At 68.9% G+C, this 21,066-nt stretch carries 16 protein-coding genes; 6 read left to right on the top strand and 10 right to left on the bottom strand.

Features of this window, described 5'->3' with window-relative positions; genetic code table 11:
- Window positions 1-87: 87 nt before the first annotated feature.
- From U3649_RS04225 to U3649_RS04215, 3 genes are all read right to left on the bottom strand, one after another.
- The gene (locus U3649_RS04225) at window positions 88-1,104 is read right to left on the bottom strand and encodes a 3-oxoacyl-ACP synthase III (protein WP_407353642.1); all 1,017 of its coding nucleotides are present in this window, start codon (window positions 1,102-1,104) and stop codon (window positions 88-90) included.
- Window positions 1,105-1,263: 159 nt separating this feature from the next.
- Window positions 1,264-1,572 carry a DUF4156 domain-containing protein gene (locus U3649_RS04220; RefSeq protein ID WP_407353641.1) on the bottom strand — a complete coding sequence of 103 codons (309 nt, stop codon included), beginning with the start codon at window positions 1,570-1,572 and terminating at the stop codon, window positions 1,264-1,266.
- Window positions 1,573-1,830: 258 nt separating this feature from the next.
- Entirely contained in the window at window positions 1,831-4,719 is a 2,889-nt protein-coding gene (locus U3649_RS04215) for a M16 family metallopeptidase (protein WP_407353640.1), read from the bottom strand.
- Window positions 4,720-4,850: 131 nt separating this feature from the next.
- Between U3649_RS04215 and U3649_RS04210 the strand changes: the two genes are divergently transcribed.
- Window positions 4,851-5,561 carry an SDR family oxidoreductase gene (locus U3649_RS04210; protein ID WP_407353639.1) on the top strand — a complete coding sequence of 237 codons (711 nt, stop codon included), beginning with the start codon at window positions 4,851-4,853 and terminating at the stop codon, window positions 5,559-5,561.
- A 100-nt stretch (window positions 5,562-5,661) separates the two neighbouring features.
- On the opposite strand, the gene U3649_RS04205 is transcribed toward U3649_RS04210, so the two are convergent.
- From U3649_RS04205 to U3649_RS04195, 3 genes are all read right to left on the bottom strand, one after another.
- The gene (locus tag U3649_RS04205) at window positions 5,662-6,432 is read right to left on the bottom strand and encodes a nuclear transport factor 2 family protein (protein ID WP_407353638.1); all 771 of its coding nucleotides are present in this window, start codon (window positions 6,430-6,432) and stop codon (window positions 5,662-5,664) included.
- 219 nt (window positions 6,433-6,651) lie between these two features.
- Window positions 6,652-9,567, bottom strand: coding sequence for a TonB-dependent receptor plug domain-containing protein (locus U3649_RS04200; RefSeq protein ID WP_407353637.1), 2,916 nt, complete (start codon window positions 9,565-9,567; stop codon window positions 6,652-6,654).
- A 52-nt stretch (window positions 9,568-9,619) separates the two neighbouring features.
- Window positions 9,620-10,555: a helix-turn-helix transcriptional regulator gene (locus U3649_RS04195; protein WP_407353636.1), complete on the bottom strand. Its 936-nt coding sequence runs from the start codon at window positions 10,553-10,555 to the stop codon at window positions 9,620-9,622.
- Window positions 10,556-10,911: 356 nt separating this feature from the next.
- Between U3649_RS04195 and U3649_RS04190 the strand changes: the two genes are divergently transcribed.
- From U3649_RS04190 to U3649_RS04170, 5 genes are all read left to right on the top strand, one after another.
- Entirely contained in the window at window positions 10,912-11,295 is a 384-nt protein-coding gene (locus U3649_RS04190) for a nuclear transport factor 2 family protein (protein WP_407353635.1), read from the top strand.
- A gap of 106 nt (window positions 11,296-11,401) precedes the next feature.
- Window positions 11,402-12,502 carry a sensor histidine kinase gene (locus U3649_RS04185; RefSeq protein WP_407353634.1) on the top strand — a complete coding sequence of 367 codons (1,101 nt, stop codon included), beginning with the start codon at window positions 11,402-11,404 and terminating at the stop codon, window positions 12,500-12,502.
- Window positions 12,499-13,293, top strand: coding sequence for a LytR/AlgR family response regulator transcription factor (locus U3649_RS04180; protein ID WP_407353633.1), 795 nt, complete (start codon window positions 12,499-12,501; stop codon window positions 13,291-13,293). Before U3649_RS04185 ends, U3649_RS04180 begins: the two co-directional genes overlap by 4 nt.
- Window positions 13,294-13,309: 16 nt before the next feature.
- Window positions 13,310-14,071: an MBL fold metallo-hydrolase gene (locus U3649_RS04175; RefSeq protein WP_407353632.1), complete on the top strand. Its 762-nt coding sequence runs from the start codon at window positions 13,310-13,312 to the stop codon at window positions 14,069-14,071.
- Between the two features lie 73 nt (window positions 14,072-14,144).
- Window positions 14,145-14,621 carry a tRNA (cytidine(34)-2'-O)-methyltransferase gene (locus U3649_RS04170; protein WP_407353631.1) on the top strand — a complete coding sequence of 159 codons (477 nt, stop codon included), beginning with the start codon at window positions 14,145-14,147 and terminating at the stop codon, window positions 14,619-14,621.
- 112 nt (window positions 14,622-14,733) lie between these two features.
- Here the strand turns inward: U3649_RS04170 and U3649_RS04165 are convergent, their stop codons facing one another.
- The 4 genes from U3649_RS04165 to U3649_RS04150 all read right to left on the bottom strand — a co-directional run bounded on the left by U3649_RS04165 (window position 14,734) and on the right by U3649_RS04150 (window position 21,064).
- Window positions 14,734-16,344, bottom strand: coding sequence for a serine hydrolase (locus U3649_RS04165; protein ID WP_407353630.1), 1,611 nt, complete (start codon window positions 16,342-16,344; stop codon window positions 14,734-14,736).
- 120 nt (window positions 16,345-16,464) lie between these two features.
- Window positions 16,465-17,598 carry a hypothetical protein gene (locus U3649_RS04160; protein ID WP_407353629.1) on the bottom strand — a complete coding sequence of 378 codons (1,134 nt, stop codon included), beginning with the start codon at window positions 17,596-17,598 and terminating at the stop codon, window positions 16,465-16,467.
- A 34-nt stretch (window positions 17,599-17,632) separates the two neighbouring features.
- On the bottom strand, window positions 17,633-18,676 hold the full coding sequence (locus U3649_RS04155; protein ID WP_407353628.1) for a DUF1611 domain-containing protein: 1,044 nt from the start codon (window positions 18,674-18,676) through the stop codon (window positions 17,633-17,635).
- A 60-nt stretch (window positions 18,677-18,736) separates the two neighbouring features.
- Window positions 18,737-21,064, bottom strand: coding sequence for a TonB-dependent receptor (locus U3649_RS04150; RefSeq protein ID WP_407353627.1), 2,328 nt, complete (start codon window positions 21,062-21,064; stop codon window positions 18,737-18,739).
- Window positions 21,065-21,066: the final 2 nt, after the last annotated feature.

Below are 21,066 nucleotides of genomic sequence, written 5' to 3'. Positions count from 1 at the left end.
GTGCCCCATCCCAGCCTTCCCCCGTAAACGGGGAAAGGCGAGGAAGCGCGGGCGCGGGTGCCATCCCGCAGCCGGCTCCTCCGCTGTCTACCACACCACCTCGGCCATCGAGCAGTTCAGGCCCGAGCCGATGCCGAGCAGCGCCACCCGGTCGCCCTTCTTCAGGCGGCCCATCTCGCGCAGCTTGCTGAGCACGATCGGCACCGAGGCCGGGCCGATGTTGCCGTGCTCGCCGAAGATGGTCATGACCTTCTCCGGGTCGATGCCGAAGGCCTTGATGAAGGCCGCGGTGTGCGCCTTGCTGACCTGGTGGATGACGAACTCGTCCATCTCCTCCACCGCCCAGCCCAGCGCCAGCTTGGCCGCCACGAAGGTCTTCTGTGCCAGCTTCATGCCCTCGATCAGCAGCATGCGGGTGTCGGTGACCATGCGGTCGAGGTTGCCGCGGCACAGGCTGTTCCACTCGGTCGCGGCGCGGGTGACGCCGCCGCGGTAGCGCGGCGCGCCCGGGGCCAGCTCGGCCCGCGCCAGCACCATGCCGGCGGCGCCGCAGCCCAGGGTCAGCGTGGCCATCTCGTTGCGGAACTGCTCGGCGGTGACGTCAGGCTGCAGCAGGCGTTCGAGGGTCTTGTCGTAGGCGAGGTTGGCGGTCTCGCCGTCAACCACCAGGGCGTAGTCGATCTCGCCGCGCTCGATCATGCGGCTGGCGATGTCCATGCCGTTGAGGAACGCCAGGCAGGCGTTGGCGACGTCGAAATTCTGGCAGGTGTCGGGCAGGCCGAGGTTGCCGCTGACGATGCTGGCCGTGGACGGTTCGAGGAAGTCGCGGCTGACCGAAGTGTTGACCAGCAGGCCGACCCGGGCCGGGTCGATGCCGGCATCGGCCAGCGCCTTGACCCCGGCCAGCGTCGCCGCGTCGGAGGCCTGGACCTCGTCGTCCCACAGGCGCCGGGCGTGGATGCCGGCGATGTCCTTGAGCACGTCGGTCCGGATCTTCAGCCGGTCCAGGGTCGGCTTCAGCCGGGCATTGATCTCATCGGTCGAGAGTCGTCGTGGGGCATCGATGTGCGCGAGGCCGGCGATGGCGACGTGTTGGAACAGCATGGGCTGGCCACCGGTTGGGCAAAAGGGCGCATAGATTACCGGCTTCCGACCTGCCACGCATTGTGGGGCCGGCCACCGCCTGGCCGGAGCGGCGGTTGCGGAGCGGGCCGGCGCTCCGGCCGTGCTGCCGGCTCCCGTTTCTGGGGGCGCGGCGGACCGTCAGTTCCCGCAGCGCCAGGCGGCGAAGCGCTGGCTGCCGCGCACCGGCTCCGCCAGCGGATGCACGGTGTCGGCGCCGAGCCCCGGCGCCTCGTTGCGGGCCAGGGTCTCCAGTTCGTCGCGCACCCGCAGCGGATTGCGGTCGATGAAGGCGATGCTGTGCTTGACCGAGACTTCGACCTCGCCGCGCTTCTCGCAGCCGGTCGGCGCCGTGGACGCGACCCGCACGGCGCTGGCGCCGGGCGCCATGTGCACCCAGGTGCAGGCGGTGGCGGTCAGCGTCAGGGCAAGCAGGAGGGGCAGGCGCATGTGGCGACTCGCTCGCGATCGAGGTCGGCAGGCATAGTGCGCGCCCGCCGCGGCGGCGGCAACTGCCGCGCGGGCGGGGCGTTCACGTTGCGGAGGAAAAGGTACTTCTGCCATGCGAAGGCTATGGATTCGGTGCGCACCTTGTAGGAGCGCACCGCAGGGGCGCGACGGCTTCCGGCGAAGCGGTCGCGCCCCTTGCGGTGCGCTCCTACCGTCCATGGGCCGCGGACGGTGCGCGCCCGAGCACGCGGCGGCGCGTCATTGCCCGGCCTCGCCCTCGGGGACCACCGGATTGCCGTCGGCGTCGACGATCGACACCGCGCCCAGGTCCAGGGCCCGGATCGGTTGCTCGATCTGTTTCAGGTCGCCGACCACCACCCAGGTCAGGGCGCCGGGATCGATGACGCCGGCGGCGGCGCCGACCTGCGCCGGGGTCAGCGCCTCGATCTCGGCGCGACGCCGGAACACGTAGTCGTCCGGCCGCCCGAAGCGGACGATCCCGCCGATCTCCGACAGCACCGCGCGCGCGGTCTCGTAGGATCCCGGCAGGCCGCGGATCTCCTGCGCCCGGATCTTCTCCACCTCCTCGGCGGTGGGCGGCGCGGCGCCGCCGGCGTAGTCGGCGATCTCGCGGCGGAGCTCCTGCAACGACTCCACCGTCTTGTCGATCTGCACCGGCGAGAACGCCAGCCATGGCCGCGGCCCGAGCGCGCTGGAGGTGAAGCTGTAGGCGCCGTAGGCCCAATGCTTGTCCTCGCGCAGGTTCATGTTCAAACGCGACGAGAACGTGCCGCCGAGCACCTGGTTGGCGATGTCGAAGCGGGTCGCGCCGGCATCGCGCGTCGACGGCACCACCTGGCCGACGAAGAGGTTGGCCTGCACCGCGCCGGGCTGGTCGATCAGGAACACGCGCGTGCCGTCCGGGCGCTCGACGCTGCCGACTTCCGGCACCGCGGGCGCGTCGCCCGCGCCGCGCCAGTCGCCGAAGTGGCGCTCGAGCGCCGGCACGATCTCGTCCAGCGTGGTGTCGCCGACCACGATCAGGGTGGCGTTTTCCGGCCGCACCCAATCCCGGTGGAAGGCCACGAGGTCGTCGCGGGTCAGTGCCGTCACCGACGCCTCGGTGCCGGAGCCGCTGAAGGGAATGCCGTAGGGATGGTCGTCGCCGTACAGCAGCGGCGGCAGCACCCGCAGCGCGGCGCCGTTGGGCCGCGCCTTCTCCTGGCGGATGCCGGCGATCCAGGTCGCCTTGACCCGGTCGATCTCGCCCTGGTCGAAGCGCGGCGCGCGCACCATGTCGGCGAACAGCGCCAGCGACGGGTCGAGGTTCTCCTTCAGCGCCGACAGGTAGGCGTTGCCGCCGTCGAGCGCGGCGCCGGCACCGACGCTGGCGCCCAGCGACTCGGCGCGATCGGCGAATGCCAGCGCGCCCAGCCCGCCCGCGCCCTCGTCGAGCATGGCCATGGTGAACCCGGAGGTGCCGAGCCGGCGCCCCTGGTCGGCGCTGTAACCGCCGCCGAATTCATAGCTGAACTGCACCACCGGCACGTCATGGCGTTCGGCCAGGATCACCCGGGTGCCGTTGCCGAGCGTGGCGCGCTGCAGTTCCGGGAACTTCAGCTCGGGGAACGCCTCGGTCCGCGGCACGCCCTGGCTGCGGTCGACGGGGCTGGGCACGGTGGTGTAGCGCGGATCGGGCGCGGGCAGGTCGAACGGCGCCGGCGTCACCGCCGGATCCTCCGGGATCTCGCGGCGCTCGCCCGGCACCACGGTGAGCACGTGGTCGCCGCGCGACAGCCATTCGCGGCCGGCCGCGGCGACATCGGCCGGGGTGGCGGCGGCGACGTTGGCCAGCGACCGCCGGAAGCATCCCGGATCCTGCTCGTACACCGCGCATTCGGCCAGGGCGTCGGCCTTGCCGCCGAAACCGCCGATGCGCTCGATGCCACGGATGAAGCCGGCGCGGATCACCGTCTGCGCCTGCGCCAGTTCCTCGGCGCTCGGGCCTTCGGCGATCAGCCGCGTCAGCTCCTCGTCGATCGCCGCCTCGACCGCCGCGGCGTCCACGCCCTCGCGGACGTTGGTCATGATCATGAAGTTCGAGCCGAGCTGCGAGCCCCAGGCGGTGGCGCTGACGCTGTCGACCAGCTTGTCGGCGTGCAGCAGGCGGCGATCGAGCCGCGAGGACTTGCTGCCGCCGAGCACGCGCGCGAACAGCTGCAGGTGATCGAGATCGACGGTGCCGGTCTCGGCCACGTTCCAGACCCGGTAGATCCGCGTCTGCGGCACCTTGTCCTCGAGCGTGCTGCGGGTCGTCCGGGGGCGCGCCGCCACGTCGACCGGCGGCTGCGCCATGGTCGGGCCGGCCGGGATGTCGCCGAAATAGCGCGTCACCTTCTCCCTGGCGGTGGCCACGTCGATGTCGCCGGCCAGCACCAGCACCGCGTTGTTCGGCCCGTACCAGGCGCGGAACCACTGCTTCACGTCCTCCAGCGTGGCCGCGTTGAGGTCGTTCATCGAGCCGATGGTGCTGTGGTGGTACGGATGTCCCTTCGGGTACAGCGCCTTGCCGAGCAGCTCCCAGACTTGGCCGTAGGGCTGGTTCTGGCCCTGGCGCTTCTCGTTCTGCACCACCCCGCGCTGCTCGTCGAGCGCGGCCTGGTCGACCGCGCCGAGCAGGTGGCCCATGCGATCGGACTCCATCCACAGCGCCATGTCGAGCGCGGTGGTCGGCACGTTCTGGAAGTAGTTGGTGCGGTCGGAATTGGTGGTGCCGTTCATGTCGGTGGCCCCGACCAGCTCGAACGGGGCGAAATACTCGCCGTCGTGGTGTTCGGAACTCTGGAACATCAGGTGCTCGAACAGGTGCGCGAAGCCGCTGCGCCCGGCCGGCTCGTCCTTGCTGCCGACGTGGTACCAGAGGTTGACCGCGACGATCGGCGCCTTGCGGTCGGTGTGCACGATCACCCGCAGGCCGTTGGGCAGGGTGAACTGCTCGAATGGAATGTCGACGGCGACCTCGTCCGCGGCGGGCTGGGCGGACGCCGGCAACCCCACCAGGCCGGTCGCCAGCACGAGGCCGAAGGCGGCGGCCAGCAGGGCGGCGCGCGGCCGGGGACGAAGGGCGGACAGGGGCGGCGATGGCATGCAGGGCTCTCCTTGCGACAGGTTCGGTCCCGCCATCCTAGCCGTGCCTGCCCTTCCCGGCACCGGGCCAGAAGTCCCGGCTGCGACGGCGATAACGCCGCTCCGACGCCGGTTGCGGCAGACTGTCGGGCATGAACGCTGCCCGACACGTCCTGGTGACCGGCGCCAACCGCGGCCTCGGCCTGGAATTCACCCGCCAGTTGCTGGCGCGCGGCGACCGCGTGGTCGCCGCCTGCCGCCAGCCCGGCAAGGCCACCGACCTCAACCATCTCGCCGGCGAATACCCCGGGCGCCTGCACGTGCTGCCGCTCGACGCCGCCGTGCCGAAGACCCATGCCGAGCTGGCGCGCGAGCTGCCGCTGGTGCTGGGCGAAGGTGTCCGCCTGGACCTGCTGATCAACAATGCCGGCGTGCTGCATTCGGGCGAGCGCTTCGGGTGGGTCGGCGCGGACAACCTGGAGCACAGCTTCCGCACCAATGCCGCCGGGCCGTTCCTGCTCACCCAGGCGCTGGCGCCGCTGCTGGCCGACGGCGCGCGCGTGGTCAACCTGTCCTCGCGACTGGGCTCGATCGCCCTGACCGAACGCTTCGGCACGCCCAGCTACGCCGTCAGCAAGGCGGCGCTGAACATGGTCACGGTGTTGCTGGCGCGGGCGTTGGCCGACCGCGGCATCGTGGTGGTGGCGGTGAGCCCGGGATGGGTGCGTACCGAGATGGGCGGCGAGCACGCCGAAGTCGCGCCCGCCGACTCGGTGGCGGGCCTGCTGCGGCAGATCGACGGGCTGGGCGATCGCGACGGCGGCCGCTTCATCGACTGGCAGGGCGAAGCGATCGCCTGGTAGCCGCGCCGCGCACGCCCGTGGGACCGAGCTTACTCGGCTGCCCGCCCAAGAAAAACAGCCGAACAAGTTCGGCTATACGAGAGTCCGGCTCACCGCAACTTCATGATGGGTCCGCACCGAGGGTCCAGCGTTGCTTTGGAGCATCACCGCTCCTATTCCAACGAATATCCTCTCCTTCGCGCCGATCGACAAAGCCATCGATCCTACCGCTTGCGTCACGGGTGAAGATTCGCCGAGTGCGCGGTTGACCCGGAACGAAAAACACGTCGCGAAGCTCCGCCGCGTACTTCGCAATCGGCCGACCGTTCCGTTCCGACGTCAAGCCGTCGTCCGTGCAACGGATGGTCGTGCTGATCTCCGGGGTTAGCGCATAGACGCCCTCGTATGCGCAACGTTCGCCGCCGCTCAGGGTGATGGTGGGAGGATCCTTGTGCACGGCCGCAGCATGCTCGCCGATGAGCCGCCAGCCCTCAGGTGTTCTGCGCCAGGTATCCAGCGCTCGGAAGCGGGACCTCAGCGGCTGCCCGTGGTAGTCGAGGTATTCCTGCATCTGGTATGCCGCAATGGCGATATCGCCGTAGATCGTCGCCTCGTAGGTGTCGATCTCGATGCGGCCGACGAGGCCGGGCGGCAGCGGCGCGAATTCGCGCAACAGTTCCGTCTTGTTGCGCACGACACCGTTCTCATCCATATGCACGAAGCGTGCATCGAGATAGCGCTCCCAAACCTCGCGCTTGCCCGGAGCGACCGCGTCCAGAAGTTCCTGCGTCATGCGGCGCAGATCGGCTTCCGTCTGTGCGTCGTCCGAGGACGGACGGGCAGGCGCGGCCAGCGCGATCGCGAAGGCAAGGCCGAGGATCATGCGTTTCATAGGTCAGTGTCCGTCGTTGCGGGTACGAGTCCGGCGCAATGTGGGGCGGGATTTCATTCGCGCTGGCTGGAGGCGGGTAGCCTCGCGTCGCAGGCCACGCAGCGCAAGCGGCGCCTGCCCCGCTTCCGGTTACGCCTCCGGCGTCATGGCAATGGCAATGGCGGGAGAGTCCTTCACGCTCTCCCGCCTTCCTTGTCCGCCTTTCGTCTGCGCTTCCGGTCAGAAGCGCTGCTGGTATTTCAAGTAGATGAACCTGCCAACGTCGAAGCCGCCGTAATAGTCGAAGTTCGCGTTCGGCTGGGATGTCATCAGCGGGCCGTAGTGCTCGAATACGTTGTTGGCACCCGCGGATATCGTCGCGTTCCATGGCGCGTTCCAACGCACCTGGACGTCATGGAAGACGTTGGGACCGTGCCGGTGCTTCGGGGCGATGGCGCCATCGGTGCCAGGGGCCACGTAGTCGGGGATATTGCAAGGCGGCAGGGGATTGTCGTCCTCGTCGAAGAAGAAACAATCCTCTTTCATCGCCGAGTAATAGCGTGTCGTCCAGCTCGCGCCAAAATCGTTGCGGTCCCAGGACAACTTGAGGTTCGACCGCAGCCTGAAGACTCCACCGTTTGTATCGAACATTCCGACGTTCTGTTGTGGCGTCGTTGTTTCGAGGTTGTCGATCTTGATTTCGTGCTTGCTGGTGTACGTGCTTCCCCAGTTGACCTGGAAGCGCCCCAGATCGCCCTGCCAGCGATAGCCGACCTCGAGGTCGAAGCCCTCCGTCTCCAGGAAGCCTGCATTGACCAGCAGGGCCAGCATGTCCGTGACCATCCCGGTCTCCGGGTCGCGCTCGAACGCCTGGCACCTGGATTCGATGCCCTTGACGTAGCAGTCGTCCAGGATCGCGGTCGCGGTGTCGGTGAGAATGGTGTTGTCGATGCGGATCTTCCACCAGTCCAGCACGATGTTCAGTCCGTCGACGAAACCCGGACTGTAGACCACGCCCAGGCTGTGGGAGACCGAGTTCTCGGGCGTAAGCGCTGGATTGGAACCGAAATTGAACGGGACCGGGCTCTGGCTTTCCGGGCCGTCGGCGGGAATGAACCCCTGCATGAGCTGGCGAAACCCTTCGGGCACGTCCTGCAGGCAGCGCTGGTTGTTCCCCGCGATGCCGAACGTGACGTCGCAAGGATCGGTGAAATACGGAAACCCCTGGCCGGTGGCGCCGTACAGGTCCTCGATCGACGGCGCCCGGAATCCTTCGGCCCAAGTGCCGCGCAACATGAGCGTCTCGACCGGCCTCCAGGTGAAACCGAACTTGCTGTTGACGGTGTCGCCGAACGTCGAGTAATCGGAGTAGCGGCTCGACAGGTTCAAACCCAGCTCCCGCGCACCGGGCACGTCGGCCAGGATGGGAATGGCGAACTCGACGTACAGTTCGTCGAGCGAGTAGCCGCCGTACGTCGGCCCGCCGGCCAGACTGGTGGCATCGCCGGATTGCGACAACGCATCGGGGGAAAACCCCCCCTGCTCCCGGCGATGCTCGTATCCGGCGGCGGCACCGAGTTCGCCTGCGGGCAGTGATGCCAGCGAGCCGCTGATGTTCGCGAAGTAGTTGTCGGTCTCGGTCTCGCCCAGGGACTGCAGGGTTGGAAACAGGAATGCGGCCAACTCGGGATTGCCGGTGAGGCTGCCGCTGCCCTCCACGCCGAACGAAAGCAGGGGATTCCAGGGAATGCATTCCCCCGCCGTGCTGCCGTAGGGAATCGGGTCGTCGGGCGTGCCGCACTGCACAACGCCTTCGTCGTTCAGGAACGACGGGCCGACCGCCAGCGCGACGCTGGGGACGGAGAGGTTGCCCCGGTCCGTCACCTTCTGGCTGCTCTTGCTGTGCATGTAGCCGGCGTCCCAATCCCAGTACCGGTCGCCGATGTCGAACTGGCCTTCGATAGCGGTGGTGATCTGGAAGACGCTCCGATCCACGACCTGACGACGCGGGATCTCCCAGGTCCGCCGGCTCCAGCCGATGCTCTGGGGATCCTCGTAGCCATGCCACGTGCCCGCCGGGTTGTAGTAACTGTCGGCCGACATCCTCACCGTGGGGAACACCGCGGACTGCAGGGGATAGCCGGCGACCTGGGCTTCCGAGCTGCGGTCGTTGTAGAGGACATTGGCCTTGAAAACGATGTCGTCTGTCATGTCGTAACGCCCATTGACGTACAACGCCGTCCGCTCGACAGGCGTGATGACCTGCATCTGCTGGTTGGTGTTGCTCACCTCGCCTGTCACCGGCGTCGTGTCCTGCAGGCGGAAATCGTTCAGGTCATAGGGATTGCCACCGGGCGCCAGCACCAGGTTGTTGCCGGAAACGCCGTCGAAGTTGTGGATACGCCCGTACTGCCCCACCGTGGTCCATGCCGAGTTCTGGCTGATTTCGCTGAACCAGCGGTCGCTGGCCCACACCACATCCTCCTTCGCGAATTCGGCGGCGGCGGTCAACGAGCCCCTCTCACCGACGGATCCGAGCACGAAGTCGTAACTCTGCTTGGCACCATCGCCTTGGCCGTACTGGCCATAGTAGACATTGGCCTGCGCCCCCTCGTATTCCGAGCGCGTGATGATGTTGATCACGCCGGCAATGGCGTCGGAGCCGTAGACCGAGGACGCCCCGTCCTTGAGTACGTCGATCCGCTCGATCATCGACACCGGCAATGCGGAGATGTCCTGGAAGCCGCCAGTCATGATGCCGAGTCGTTTCCCGTTGACCAATACCAGCGTTCGCGTCGCCTTGAGGTTGCGCAGCTCTATGAATGAGCCGCCGAGCGCCTCGCCGCTCGAAAGCGGGCTCGAACGCGTCAGCGGCGGATCGCCCGTGGAAGTGACGTTCTGCAGGATGTCAACCACGGACGTGAAACCCTGGGACTCGATGTCTTCCCGGCGAATGCTCACGATCGGCTGCGCTGTCTCGGTGTCGACCTGGCGGATACGCGAGCCGGTGACCTCGATGCGATCGAGCGTGGTGGCCTGCTGCTCGGTCGCCTCCGGCACGTCCTGCCCGGCAGCCATTGTGGAAGCGAGCGCGACGGCAATGCCCGCTGATAGCGCCGCGAATCGTGGCGTCGAACGTGTACGACGGTGTTTCATCTTCTTTTCTCCCTGCCCCGTGGTGTTACGGATGCGTTAAAGAAACATCACGTTAAGTGCCGGCCTGCGCCAGCGCAGCAGGAGAACCGGGCGATCGACCTGACACGATTTGGCCGCGCACTTGATGCAGTGCGCGCCAGCGCGAAGCAGTCAGGCCATGGCATTGCTTGAACAGGCGGGCGAAGCTGCACGGGTCATGGAAGCCGCAGATTTCGCTGAGTTCGCTGATCGACAGCGATGTCTGTTCGAGCAATTCGCGCGCGCGTTCCATCCGTAGACGGATCGACGCCTGCTGCACGGTTTCGCCATAGACCGTATGGAAGGTCTTGGACACCCACCATTCGGAGAACCGGCTCAGCTCCGCCAACTCGTCCAGACGCACGCTGCGGTGCGTATTGCCCGCCTGCAGCATGCGCGCGCGCTGCATGCGCGCCAGCACCTGGCGCTTGCGGGTGGCGGTCCTGCCGGGGCAACGCTCGAGCAGCACGCGCAACTCCCGTTGCAGGTGATGCAGATGCAGCAGTAGCGGCCGCAAGGTGCGCGCCGGTTCCGCGGACGCCGGCCGCGTGGCATGCGCGCGCCACAGGCGCAGCACCAGCCGCCGCTCGCCCGCGGACATGCGGCCATGCCCAGGAAACAGTCCGTAATCGAGCGCCACGGCGTCCCTGCGCGCATGCGCCGCAGGCAGCAACAGGGCGATCGAAACGCCGGTGCGGTCTGCTTGCAGCTCAGGCGCGGACCCGGCGTCGAATGCGATCCAGTCGCCCTGCCGCAGGCGAAATCGGCCCTCTTTCGCCTCGGCGTGAGCAGTGCCGCGCAGCTGTATCCAGAAAGCGAACCGGTGCGCGCTCTGTCGCAAACTGCCCAGACGGGCGACGGCCGCGGTGATCGTCTCGCCTCCTGCGCTGCACGGCGGTTCCATCGCATCGCCGGAATCGGCCACGATGTGCAGCAGCTTCGGGCAAACGGGCTGCATTTCCTTCAACATCTGTCGTCTCCTGCCGTCTCGGTTGGCACCGGCCGGGGCGCAGCCAGCGATCGCCTGCCCCGACTCCTGGTCCGATTCGAACGCCACGCTGCGGCGAATGCGCGCATTTTTCGCCAGGAGCCGTCGCGGCTTCGACGGAACGCCGGCGAATCGCCGAAGACGACGATTGCGTCGACGAAAATGCACAGACTCCCTATTGCGCGGCCGTAAAATCCGCAGCCATGCCCTTCGCCGGATCGTGTCCCGTGCACCGCAGAACGCCTTGCCTGCTCGCCTTGCTGCTGTGCGTTCCGGCCGCTCACCCGGCGGAGCCGGTGCCCGGCCCATCCGCCGCTCCGGAACCGGCAGACGTCGCAATGACCGCATCCGCACACTCCACCTACGAACTGCGCCGCCTGAACGATGGTTACGTGCGCGCTTTCCTCGAATCCGATGTCGGTTGGTTCGAACGTCACTTGGCTGCCGACTTCCGCTGCATCCTGTCCAGCGGCGCGTTGGTCGATCGGGCGGCGTTCCTTCGGAACATCGCGCAACCGGTTGCGATGAAGTCGTTCGATATCGAGGACGTGTCAGTGCGGTTCGTCGGCGATGTAGCGGTCGTGCAGGCGCGCACCCGATACGAAACGCCGGAGGGCCGGCGCGGCGGCAGCCGCTACACCGACCTGTGGGTCCTGCGCGACGGACGCTGGCAGGCCCTGGTCGCGCAAATCACCGCGATCTCCGAACCCGCCTCGCCCTGATCCAACGCCTCCTTCCTCCTGCCGGCGCCGCGCATCCGCGGCGGGCGCCGGCCGCTTCCGCTTTGGGCTACCCTTGAATCCCGCCTCTTCGCAGCCCGATCTGCGCATGCCCGTTTCCGTGCTGGACGCTGCGCGGCCCGCCCGCCCCGACACGCTGGACAGGAGCGTGCTGGTGTTGACGGTGTGCGTGTGGACGGCGCACTTCGTGCTGCTGACGTCGCTGTCTTATCTCACCTCGGGGCCCGTAGACGATCCCGGCAGGCCAATCGCGCGGGCGATCGTCAGCGGTTCGGGGGTCACTCTGTGCCTGGGCATGTACGCGCTACTGCGCCGCTGGGGCGGCAATCAGCCGTGGGGCGTCCTGCTCAAGGCGATCGCGTTGAGCACGATGTCCGCCGCACTGCTGGTGGTGATCAACAGCTACGCCTTTCGCTGGCTGACGCCCCACTACCAGATCAATCCCGACGACTGGATGGATACCTATACCCTCGGCTGGGCCTACATCGGCCACCTGTGGATGCTGACGACTTGGTCGGCGCTCTACGTAGGCGCAACCGTCATCCTGGAGATGCGCCGCCGCGACGTGCAGCTCGCAGCCGCGCGCGACACCGCGCAGCAGGCGCAACTGCTCGCCCTTCGCCTGCAGATCAATCCGCACTTCCTGTTCAATACGCTCAACACCCTGGCCGGGCTGGTCGTGCTCGACCGCAAGGAAGAATCGGAGCGGATCGTGCTGAATCTGTCGCGGTTCCTGCGCCACACGCTGACGCGGACGCCTTCACAGTTCGTTGTGCTGGCCGACGAGATCGACATGCTGCGTATTTACCTGGACATCGAGATCGCCCGCTTCCGCGACCGACTCGACGTGCGGTACGAGATCGAGCCTGGCTGCGAACGCGCGCTGGTCCCCAGCCTGATCCTGCTGCCGCTGGCCGAGAACTCGGTGAAGTACGCGCTGAGCGATTCCGAGGACGGGATCACGATCCGGATCGGCGCCCGATGCGAGGACGGCACCCTGCTGCTGTGGCTGGAAGACGACGGCGCCCCGGCGCCCGCAAACGGCGGCAAGGGCCTCGGCATCGGCCTGTCCAACATCCGCCAGCAGCTGGCTGCACTGTTCGGCGACGCCGCGCAGTTCCATGCCGGACCGACTGCGCATGGCTGGCGCAACCTCGTGCGCATTCCGCGGCAGGAAGCGTCCGGATGATCCGCATCCTGCTTGCCGACGACGAACCGGTGGCGCTGGAGCGCCTGGAACTCGCCGTCGCCTGCATTCCGGATGCGGAACCGGTGGCCTCGGCGCGCAACGGCAGGCAGGCGCTGGAACTGCTGCGCGAACTCAAGCCCGAGATCGCGGTGCTGGACATCCAGATGCCGGGCAAGGACGGCTTCGCGGTGATCGAGGCGATCGGTGCCGGGGACGCCGTCCCCGAGATCATCTTCGTTACCGCCTTCCACGAGCACGCGGTGCGCGCCTTCGAGGTCCATGCCGTCGACTACCTGCTCAAGCCGGTCGCCTTCGACCGCTTCCGCGAGGCCATCGATCGCGCCCGTGCGCGGCTGCAGGCGCGCACTGCGGACGCGCGCTTCGCCGAGCTGCAGAAGCTGATCGCCTCGCTGCAGGCGTCGTCGAGCGAGCGGGACGCGGCGCCGGCACACACACGCGAGGTCTGGGTCCGCACCCGTGACGGGCTCATCCGCGTGCCGCTCGACACCGTCGACCTGATCACGGCGGAAGGCGACTACGTGTCGCTGCACGTCGGCCAGCGCTCGTACCTGTTGAAGGACACCATGGCCTCGCTCGAATCGCAGCTCGATCCGGCGCTGTTCCTGCGCGTGCACCGTTCGACGATCGTCAACCTCTCGCGGATCGACAGCCTGCGCCGGCTCGGCCCGCGCAGGCTGTCGCTGGTGCTGGCCACCGGCCGTGTGGCGCCGGTGGGGCCGAATTACGTCGATGCCGCGCTCGACGCGCTGCACGCCAGGCGCTGGCGCTAGGGCCTGTCAGCACCCCATGACGCAGATCGCATTGCAACTGATCCGCAGCGCCACGCTCAAGCTGCGGCTGGGCGCGCGCACCCTGCTGATCGATCCGTACCTGGCCGCGCAGCACGAGGGCGTGAGCTATGGCGGCCGTCTGCGCAGTCCGCTGGCGCCATTGCCGCTACCGGTCACCGAGATCCTCGCCGGGGTGGACGCTGCATTCGTCTCGCATCTGCATTCGGATCACTTCGACGAGGCGGCCAGGCGCCTGCTGCCGCCCGACATGCCGATCCTGTGCGCCGCCGCGCTCGCCGACGACATCCGCGCAAGCGGCTTCCGCCATGTCACCGCCATCGAAACCGATACGCAGTGGTCCGGCACCGGATTCGAACTGACCGGCGGCCGGCACGGCCCCGACAGCGTGCTTGCCGAAATGGGCGAAGTGCATGGCTTCGTGGCCTCGATGGCGGATGCGCCGACGCTCTACTGGGTCGGTGATTCGATCTGGTGCCCGGAGGTGCGTACCGTGGTCGACCGCCGTCGTCCTGCCCATGTCGTCGTGCACGCCTGCGGCGCGACCTGGCGCGGCAGCGGTTCGCTGGTGATGGACGAACATCACGTCGAAGCCCTGTTGCGACACGCACCGTGGGCAACGGTCACCGCGACGCATCTGGACTGCGTCGACCATGCGACCACGTCCCGCGCGCGGCTGGCTCGGCATTTTCGCAGCATGCCGACGCTGCGACGGCGGCTGTGGATTCCCGCGGATGGCGAGACGCTTGCGCTGGACTGAACGCTTGCGCTGGACTGATCCGCTGCTCCGGCCGGCCGGTATCCGGACGCGCGCACGGCTCATAATCCGCCGCATGTTCGACATCATCCTCTACCAGCCGGAAATCCCGCCCAACACCGGCAATGTCATCCGCCTGTGCGCCAATACCGGCGCGCGCCTGCACCTGGTCGCGCCGCTGGGCTTCGACCTGGACGACCGCAACCTGCGCCGCGCCGGACTCGACTACCACGAGTACGCACGGCTGCAGGTGCACGACTCGCTCGCGGCCGCGTTGGCCGCGATCCGGCCGCCGCGCCTGTTCGCGCTCAGTACCCGCAACAGCCGGCGCTACGACACCGTGCGCTACGCCGCGGGCGATGCCTTCCTGTTCGGCCCGGAAACCCGCGGCCTGCCCGCGGACGTGCTGGCGTCAGTGCCGCCGGATCAGCGGCTGCGGCTGCCGATGCGGCCGGACAACCGCAGCCTGAATCTCTCCAACTGCGTCGCCGTGGTCGTCTTCGAGGCCTGGCGGCAATCGGAGTTTCCCGGCGCGGCCGCGCCGCCGCCGTAGCGGCTGGTAGACGGGCGCTGGGCTGCACCGCCGGCCATCGCGATCCCGGGAGCGGGATCACGCCTCCCGCCGGCTCAGCGGGGCTGGATCCCGGCCTTCGCCGGGATGGCGGTCATCGGGCCTTCGACCCGGGCCCCTCCACCGGCGTGAACAGCAGATCCTGGTAGTCGTAGCTGAAGTCCGCCAGCGGCGACACCGCCTTCATCGTGATGCGATCGACCTTGCCGTCGGCGTCGAGCGCGAAGGTCACGTAGGCCGGCTCGATGGCGCGGTCGTCCCAGTCGGCGCGGAAGGTGTCGTACCGGTGGTGCGTCAACGTGCCGACCATGCCCGGGCTCCGGCTGAAGTCTATGCGCAGCCGGTCGCCCTGCCCGCTGACCGCGATCGGGCCGTACCACGGATCGGCGTAGGCGCCGGCATAACCGGAAAGCGGCAGCGACGGCCGGCCGGCCTTGCGCCCACTCTCGTCCGCCGCGTCCAGCGCGGCCAGGCCGGCTTCGAAGCGCGCCCGGTTCCACGCGTCGAAGGCGGCGACCCAGTCCTTCTGCGGTGCGTCGAGATAGTGGTCGAGCAGCTCGTACATCAGCCCGCGCAGCACCACCACCTCCTCCGAATTGATCTGCAGCGAGAAACCGACGTCGCGGTCGGGCATCAGCACCACCATGGTCAGCACGCCGAACACCGCACCGCCGTGCTGCACGAGCTTGACCCCGCGGTAGTCCTGCACGCTCCAGCCCAGCGCATAGGTCGAGAACTGCGGCGTGATCTCTTCGATCGGCGGCGGGAATTGGCGCACCGGGGTCAGCACCTGCGGCGTCCACATCTCGCGCGCGCTAGCTTCGCTGTACAGGCGCGCATCGCCGTCGCCGGGCAGCGCGCCCCGGGCGAGCTGGACCTGCAGCCAGCAGGCGAGGTCGTTCGCGCTCGAGGACAACCCGCCGGCCGGCGCCGCGACCTGGCCCAGGCCCTCGCGCTCGGGCAGCACTTCTTGGGTACCGAGGCCGCGCATGCGGCCGTCGATGCGCGCATGCGGATGGGCGCGGTTGGGATTGGCGAAGCGGTCGTCCTCGTGGCTGGTCGAACTCGCCATCCCGGCCGGCGCGAACACGCGCTCGCGGATGAAGTCCTCCCAGCTCGTGCCGCTGACCGCGGCGACCAGCTCGCCGGCGACCACGTAGAGGATGTTGTCGTAGGCATAGCCGCTGCGGAAACTGGTCGCCGGGGCGATGTGGCGCAATGCGCGCACCACGTCGGTGCGGCTGCGCGAGGTGCGCGGCACGAACAGCAGGTCGCCGGCGCCCAGCCCGAGGCCGCTGCGATGCGCCAGCAGGTCGCGCACGGTCATCTCGCGGGTCACCCACGCGTCGTGCATGCGGAAGTCCGGCAGGTGGTCGATGACCCTGTCGTCCCAACCGAGCCTGCCTTCGTCGACCAGGATCGCCAGCGCCGCGGCGGTGACCGCCTTGCCGGTGGAGCCGGTGGGGAAGATCGTATCGGCATCCACCGGGGCCGGCGCGCCCAGGCGGCGCACGCCGTAGCCACGGGTCAGCACGACTTCGCCGTCCTCGACGATGGCAACTGCCATGCCCGGCACGCCATGGGCCTGCATCGCTTCGCGCACGCGCGCGTCGAAGCCTTCAGGCGGGGCGGCGAAGGCAGCGGCGACTGCGAGCAGCGACGCCGCGAACAACGCGGCCCCGGCTGGGAATCTGGACCTGGACATGTTCAGCACCTCGTTCTGGAAGCATTTTTTGCCACGGATTGCACGGATGAACGCGGATAACGCGAAGCAGACGATGCGGGTGACGATGCGAGCGATGATTCTCCTGCGCCCTATCCGCGCTCATCCGTGCGAGTCCGTGGCCAATGAAGGTTTTGCGAACAGCCGCCACACGCCGACGGTCAGCAGCGGCAGCACGAAGACGATGAGGATCATCCAGGCCAGTGCCCGGTAGCCGTGGGCGATCAGCGCGACCAGCCCGAAACGGCCGGCGATGAAGATCGAGCCGACCAGCAGCGCGGCGGCGATGGCCAGCCGCGCGCCCCGCGGCAGTTCGCCCGAGCCGCGGCTACGCCAGGCGCCGGCGACGCGCTCGTTGATCGCGTGCACCGCGCCGACGCCGCTTTCCAGCAGCGCGGAGAAGATCATCGCCTGGAACAGCAGGTGGAACAGCGGGCGTTGCATCTGCCGCAGCAGGAAGTCGGCCGGCAGCGGTTCGGCGGCGATCCCCGGCAGCCAGGCGGCCATGCAGGCGAAGAACGCGATCGCCGGCAGGATCGCGATCGGCCCGGCCAGCACCCCGGCGACGGCGGCGTCGCGGCGCCCGGCGAAATGCCGCGCCACCGGCAGGATCGCGACCGCGCCGACGATGTTGTAGCAGGCGTAGGTCAGCCCGCCCCGGATCCAGTCGGCGGCGAGCCGGCCGGCCGTCGGCTGCGGCGTCGACAGGCCGGCGACGATGCGGTCGCCGAAGGCCGACCACGCGAACACCACGAACAGGAAGTACACCGCGTACAGCAACAGCGAGGCCCAGCCGAACAGGCGCTCCACCGAGCGGTTGCCGAAGGCGACCACCGTGCCGATCGCCAGCATCAGCGCCAGCGTGCCGACGATCGGCGGCCAGCCGGTCGCGGCCGCCACGATCGCACCGGCGGCGGCCCCGAACACGGCCAGGATCAGCACCATGAAGACGACGTATGCCGCCTCGAACGCGATCCAGCCGCGTCCGACCAGGTGGCCGAAGAAGGCGCGGTAGTCGTAGCTGTGCGTGGCCCGGGCGAAGACGAAGGTCAACGCGCACACCGTGCTCCACACGAGCATCGCCAGGCCCAGCCCGAGCAGCCCGCCCCGCGGCCCGCCGGGCAGGAAGTATTCGGCCAGTTCGCGCCCGGTGGCGTAGCCGCCGCCGATCACGAAGCCCTTGAACGCCAGGCCCGGCAGCAGGTAGCGCTGGAACCATGTCGGCCCGGCGCTCATCGCCGCCCCGGTCGCCGCGGCGCCGCCATCGCCCTCACCGCAGGCAGGCCTGCGCCAGCCGCCGGAACGCTTCGCCGCCGCGCATCGGATCGGCGACCGGGCATCCCAGGCGCTCGCTCTCGGCGGCAATCAGCCGTTCGGCCTGCGCGGCGTCCAGCTTCGCGGTGTTCAGGCTCACCCCGGCGCAGCGGATCCGCGGATTGGTGCGACGGCCCAGGCGCAGGTTCAGCTCGATGGTCTCCTCGATGCCGGGCAGCGGATAGCCGGGATGGCCGAGCACGGTGTCGCGCCCGGCTTGGTGGCAGACCACGATCACGTCGGGCTGGCTGCCATGCAACAGCGCCAGCGACACCCCGGCATAGGCTGGATGGACCAGCGACCCCTGGCCCTCGATGACGTCCCAGTGTTCCGCCCCGGCGTCGGGCGACAGCATCTCCGCGGCGCCGGCGGCGAAATCGGCGACCACCGCGTCCAGGGGAATGCCCTGCCCGGCGATCAGGATGCCGGTCTGGCCGGTGGCACGGAAGTCCGCGTCCACGCCGAGCCGGCGCCCTTCGCGGACCAGCGCCAGCGCGGTGTATTTTTTGCCCACCGCGCAGTCGGTGCCGACGGTGAGCAGGCGCCGGCCGTCGCGCTTGCGGCCATTGGCGACCTGGATCCCCGGAGGCGGCTGCCGCACGTCGATCAACCGCCGCCCCAGCCGGTCGGCGGCGCGGCGCAGCGCGTCGATCGCCTCCAGCCGTGCGTGCATGCCGCCGATCAGGTCCAGCCCGGCCTCCAGCGCCTGCCGCAGCGCCGGCAACCAGGCCGGCGGGATGCGGCCGCCGGGATTGGCCACCCCGATCACCATCGACCGGGCGCCTTCCGCGCGCGCCTGCTCCGGGCTCAGGTAGGGCAGGCCCGTGCTGACGCCGGCGCCGGTGCAGGCGAATTCACCGACACAGCGTTCGCCGGCCCAGTCGCGCAGGCCGAACGCGGTCTTGGCGTAGGCCGGCTCGACAACGTCGCCGAGGAACAGCAGATAGGGCTGCGGCAGCACTTCGATCGTGCCTGGCGCGGCTGTCGCGGGCTGGAGCATCGGGCGTGTCCTGTCGGTTGCCGGGCACTGCACCGCCGCCGGGCGGCGGCGGCGGCGGCATCAGAACCGGTAGTCGAACTCCAGGCCCAGGGTGCGCGGCTGGATCGGCACCGCACGCAGGTGCGCGAGCCTCCCGGACAGCGCGCCCTCGACCCGCATCATCGACGACCAGCCGCGTTCGTCGCCCACGTTGTTGACGAAGGTGCGGATCGTCCAACTGCCGTTGCCGACGCTGGCGTACAGGTCGAACGCGTCGTAGCTCCCGACCTCCAGCGGCGGCACGATCGTTTCGTCGAGCACCGTCGACGGATCGCCCGGCAGGGTGATGCGCTGGCGGTCGCTGGTGCCGGCGACGCGGTTGCCGACGTGGCGGAACGCGCCGCCGACGTGGCCGTACCAGCCGCCGGCGAGATCGAAGTAGTACTCGGCGGTCGCCGACCACGACAGCCTGGGCACGTAGGGCATGCGGTCGCCGCCCAGGCCGCTGTTGAGGATCACGTCGAAACCGTCCTGCGGGATCACCGTCTCCTTGAAGTCGTTCTTCACCTCGGCCTCGGTATAGGCCGCGTTGAGGCCGAACTGCAGCCGGTCGGTGGCGCGGAACAGCGCCGACAGTTCCAGGCCCTCGCTGGTCGCCTCGCCGCCGTTCACCAGGCCGCCGACGCCGTTGAACTGCGACTGCACCTGGATGTCGTCCCAGTCGATGCGGAACAGGGCGAGGTCGAGCTGCGCCCGGCGGTCGGCGAACTGCGACTTCAGGCCCAGCTCGTAGCTGCCCAGCATCGACGAATCCACGCTCGGCGGTATGCCGGGCAGGGCCGCGTTGGGGCCGCCCGGCTGGTAGCCGGTGGCGGCGCGCGCATACAGCATGGTGTCGTCGTTGATCTGGAACTGCGGGCTCAGGCTCCAGGTGAACACGTCCTCCTCGGACGCGCCGTGGGTGGTGCCGAGCGGAACGAGGATGCCTGCCGGCACGATCTGGCTGTAGCTCTGCTCGTTGCGCGACTGGCGCAGGCCCGCGTCCAGCTTGAAGCGGTCGTTGATCCGCCACGAGCCGTTGACGAACACCGCGGTCTCCTTGTAGTCGCTCGGCAGCTCCACCACCGCCAGCGTGCCGAAAGCCGCGTCCAGCGGCGGCGGCGGCGGCGAGCCGTCCATCAGGCCCAGCCACACGTTCTGGCCCTGGTATGCATCCTCGGTGGTGTGGAACGCGCCGATCATCCATTCGAAGGGCCCGCCGCTCTTCGAGCTGAGGCGGAATTCCTGGGTGAGCTTCTCCAGGTCCAGCCCGTAGCGCACCCAGGAACTGCCCGGTTCCGGCAATCCCAGCATCAGGTCGGCGACCTCGCCGAACTGCACCGTGCTGTCCAGCTGGTACATCGTCTTCGTATCGGACCAGCCGGTGGCCGAGACGAAGTCGGCCCAGCCCAGGTCCCAGTCCAGCGTCAGCGCGTACAGGTCGATCCGCTTCTCGAACGGCTGCCTGGCGCCCAGCACGTCGACGACGTCGCCGAACAGCTGGCGCCCGGTCGCCGGGTCGAGGGCGACGCCGGCGCGGTCGTCGAAATCGATCTCCTGCCGGAGGGCGGACAGGTTCAGGTCGAACGCGTCGCCCTGCCATGCCAGCGCGACGCGTCCGCTGGACTGGGTGCCGCCGTTGATGTCCTCGCGGCCGTCGAGCTGGCTGTCGCTGTAACCCGGGATCTCGTTGCGCGCATAGCCCACGCGCACCGCCATTCGATCCTCGACCAGCGGAAGGTTGGCGCCGAAGCGGGCGTTCCAGCCGCTGCCGCCCTTCTTCACCTTCGACCAGCCGCCGCCGACGCGCCACTCGGCCGCCAGCGGATCCGGCGCGCGCGTCACGTACTTCAGCAGGCCGCCGATCGCGCTTGCGCCGTACAGCGTCCCCTGCGGTCCGCGCAGCACCTCGACGCGCTCGATGTCGTACGGCAGCAGGTCCAGGTTCAGCGTGGTCGCGGCCTGCCACAGGCCGCTGGAGCCGACCGGTACCTCGTCGATGTAGCTGGCGACGGTGGCGCCGGACGACATCGCGGCGATGCCGCGCATCGAGATCGAGGTCAACCCGGGATTGCCGTTGTCCTGCACCTGCAGGCCGGGCACGTAGTCGGCATAGTCGGCCAGCGAGTTCGCCCCCAGGTTCTCGAGCTGATGCTCGCCGATCAGGCTGACCGCGGCGCCCACCGTGCGCACGTTCTCCACGCGCTTGTTGGCGGTCACCACCACGGTGTCCAGTTCCACGGCCTCGTCGGACGACTGCTGCGCGAACGCCGGCATCGCCATCGCCGCCAGTGCCGCGGTGGTCGCCGCGCACAAGGCCCGGCGCCGGGGCGCCTGCCCGCGTGTCCCCATCTTCCCCAGTCGGTTCATGC

It is taken from the genome of Luteimonas sp. R10, assembly GCF_045689605.1.
GTDB lineage: Bacteria > Pseudomonadota > Gammaproteobacteria > Xanthomonadales > Xanthomonadaceae > Luteimonas.
This window is presented reverse-complemented; position numbering and strand designations above follow the sequence as displayed.

What these genes read in the sequence shown, in the direction of transcription:
- U3649_RS04180 (WP_407353633.1), top strand. Translation starts at nt 12,499, where the DNA reads ATGATCCGCATCCTGCTTGCCGACGACGAACCGGTGGCGCTGGAGCGC.
- U3649_RS04185 (WP_407353634.1), top strand. Translation starts at nt 11,402, where the DNA reads ATGCCCGTTTCCGTGCTGGACGCTGCGCGGCCCGCCCGCCCCGACACG.
- U3649_RS04215 (WP_407353640.1), bottom strand. Translation starts at nt 4,719, where the DNA reads ATGCCATCGCCGCCCCTGTCCGCCCTTCGTCCCCGGCCGCGCGCCGCC.
- U3649_RS04200 (WP_407353637.1), bottom strand. Translation starts at nt 9,567, where the DNA reads ATGAAACACCGTCGTACACGTTCGACGCCACGATTCGCGGCGCTATCA.
- U3649_RS04175 (WP_407353632.1), top strand. Translation starts at nt 13,310, where the DNA reads ATGACGCAGATCGCATTGCAACTGATCCGCAGCGCCACGCTCAAGCTG.
- U3649_RS04150 (WP_407353627.1), bottom strand. Translation starts at nt 21,064, where the DNA reads ATGAACCGACTGGGGAAGATGGGGACACGCGGGCAGGCGCCCCGGCGC.
- U3649_RS04210 (WP_407353639.1), top strand. Translation starts at nt 4,851, where the DNA reads ATGAACGCTGCCCGACACGTCCTGGTGACCGGCGCCAACCGCGGCCTC.
- U3649_RS04195 (WP_407353636.1), bottom strand. Translation starts at nt 10,555, where the DNA reads ATGTTGAAGGAAATGCAGCCCGTTTGCCCGAAGCTGCTGCACATCGTG.
- U3649_RS04170 (WP_407353631.1), top strand. Translation starts at nt 14,145, where the DNA reads ATGTTCGACATCATCCTCTACCAGCCGGAAATCCCGCCCAACACCGGC.
- U3649_RS04165 (WP_407353630.1), bottom strand. Translation starts at nt 16,344, where the DNA reads ATGTCCAGGTCCAGATTCCCAGCCGGGGCCGCGTTGTTCGCGGCGTCG.
- U3649_RS04190 (WP_407353635.1), top strand. Translation starts at nt 10,912, where the DNA reads ATGACCGCATCCGCACACTCCACCTACGAACTGCGCCGCCTGAACGAT.
- U3649_RS04160 (WP_407353629.1), bottom strand. Translation starts at nt 17,598, where the DNA reads ATGAGCGCCGGGCCGACATGGTTCCAGCGCTACCTGCTGCCGGGCCTG.
- U3649_RS04220 (WP_407353641.1), bottom strand. Translation starts at nt 1,572, where the DNA reads ATGCGCCTGCCCCTCCTGCTTGCCCTGACGCTGACCGCCACCGCCTGC.
- U3649_RS04155 (WP_407353628.1), bottom strand. Translation starts at nt 18,676, where the DNA reads ATGCTCCAGCCCGCGACAGCCGCGCCAGGCACGATCGAAGTGCTGCCG.
- U3649_RS04225 (WP_407353642.1), bottom strand. Translation starts at nt 1,104, where the DNA reads ATGCTGTTCCAACACGTCGCCATCGCCGGCCTCGCGCACATCGATGCC.
- U3649_RS04205 (WP_407353638.1), bottom strand. Translation starts at nt 6,432, where the DNA reads ATGAAACGCATGATCCTCGGCCTTGCCTTCGCGATCGCGCTGGCCGCG.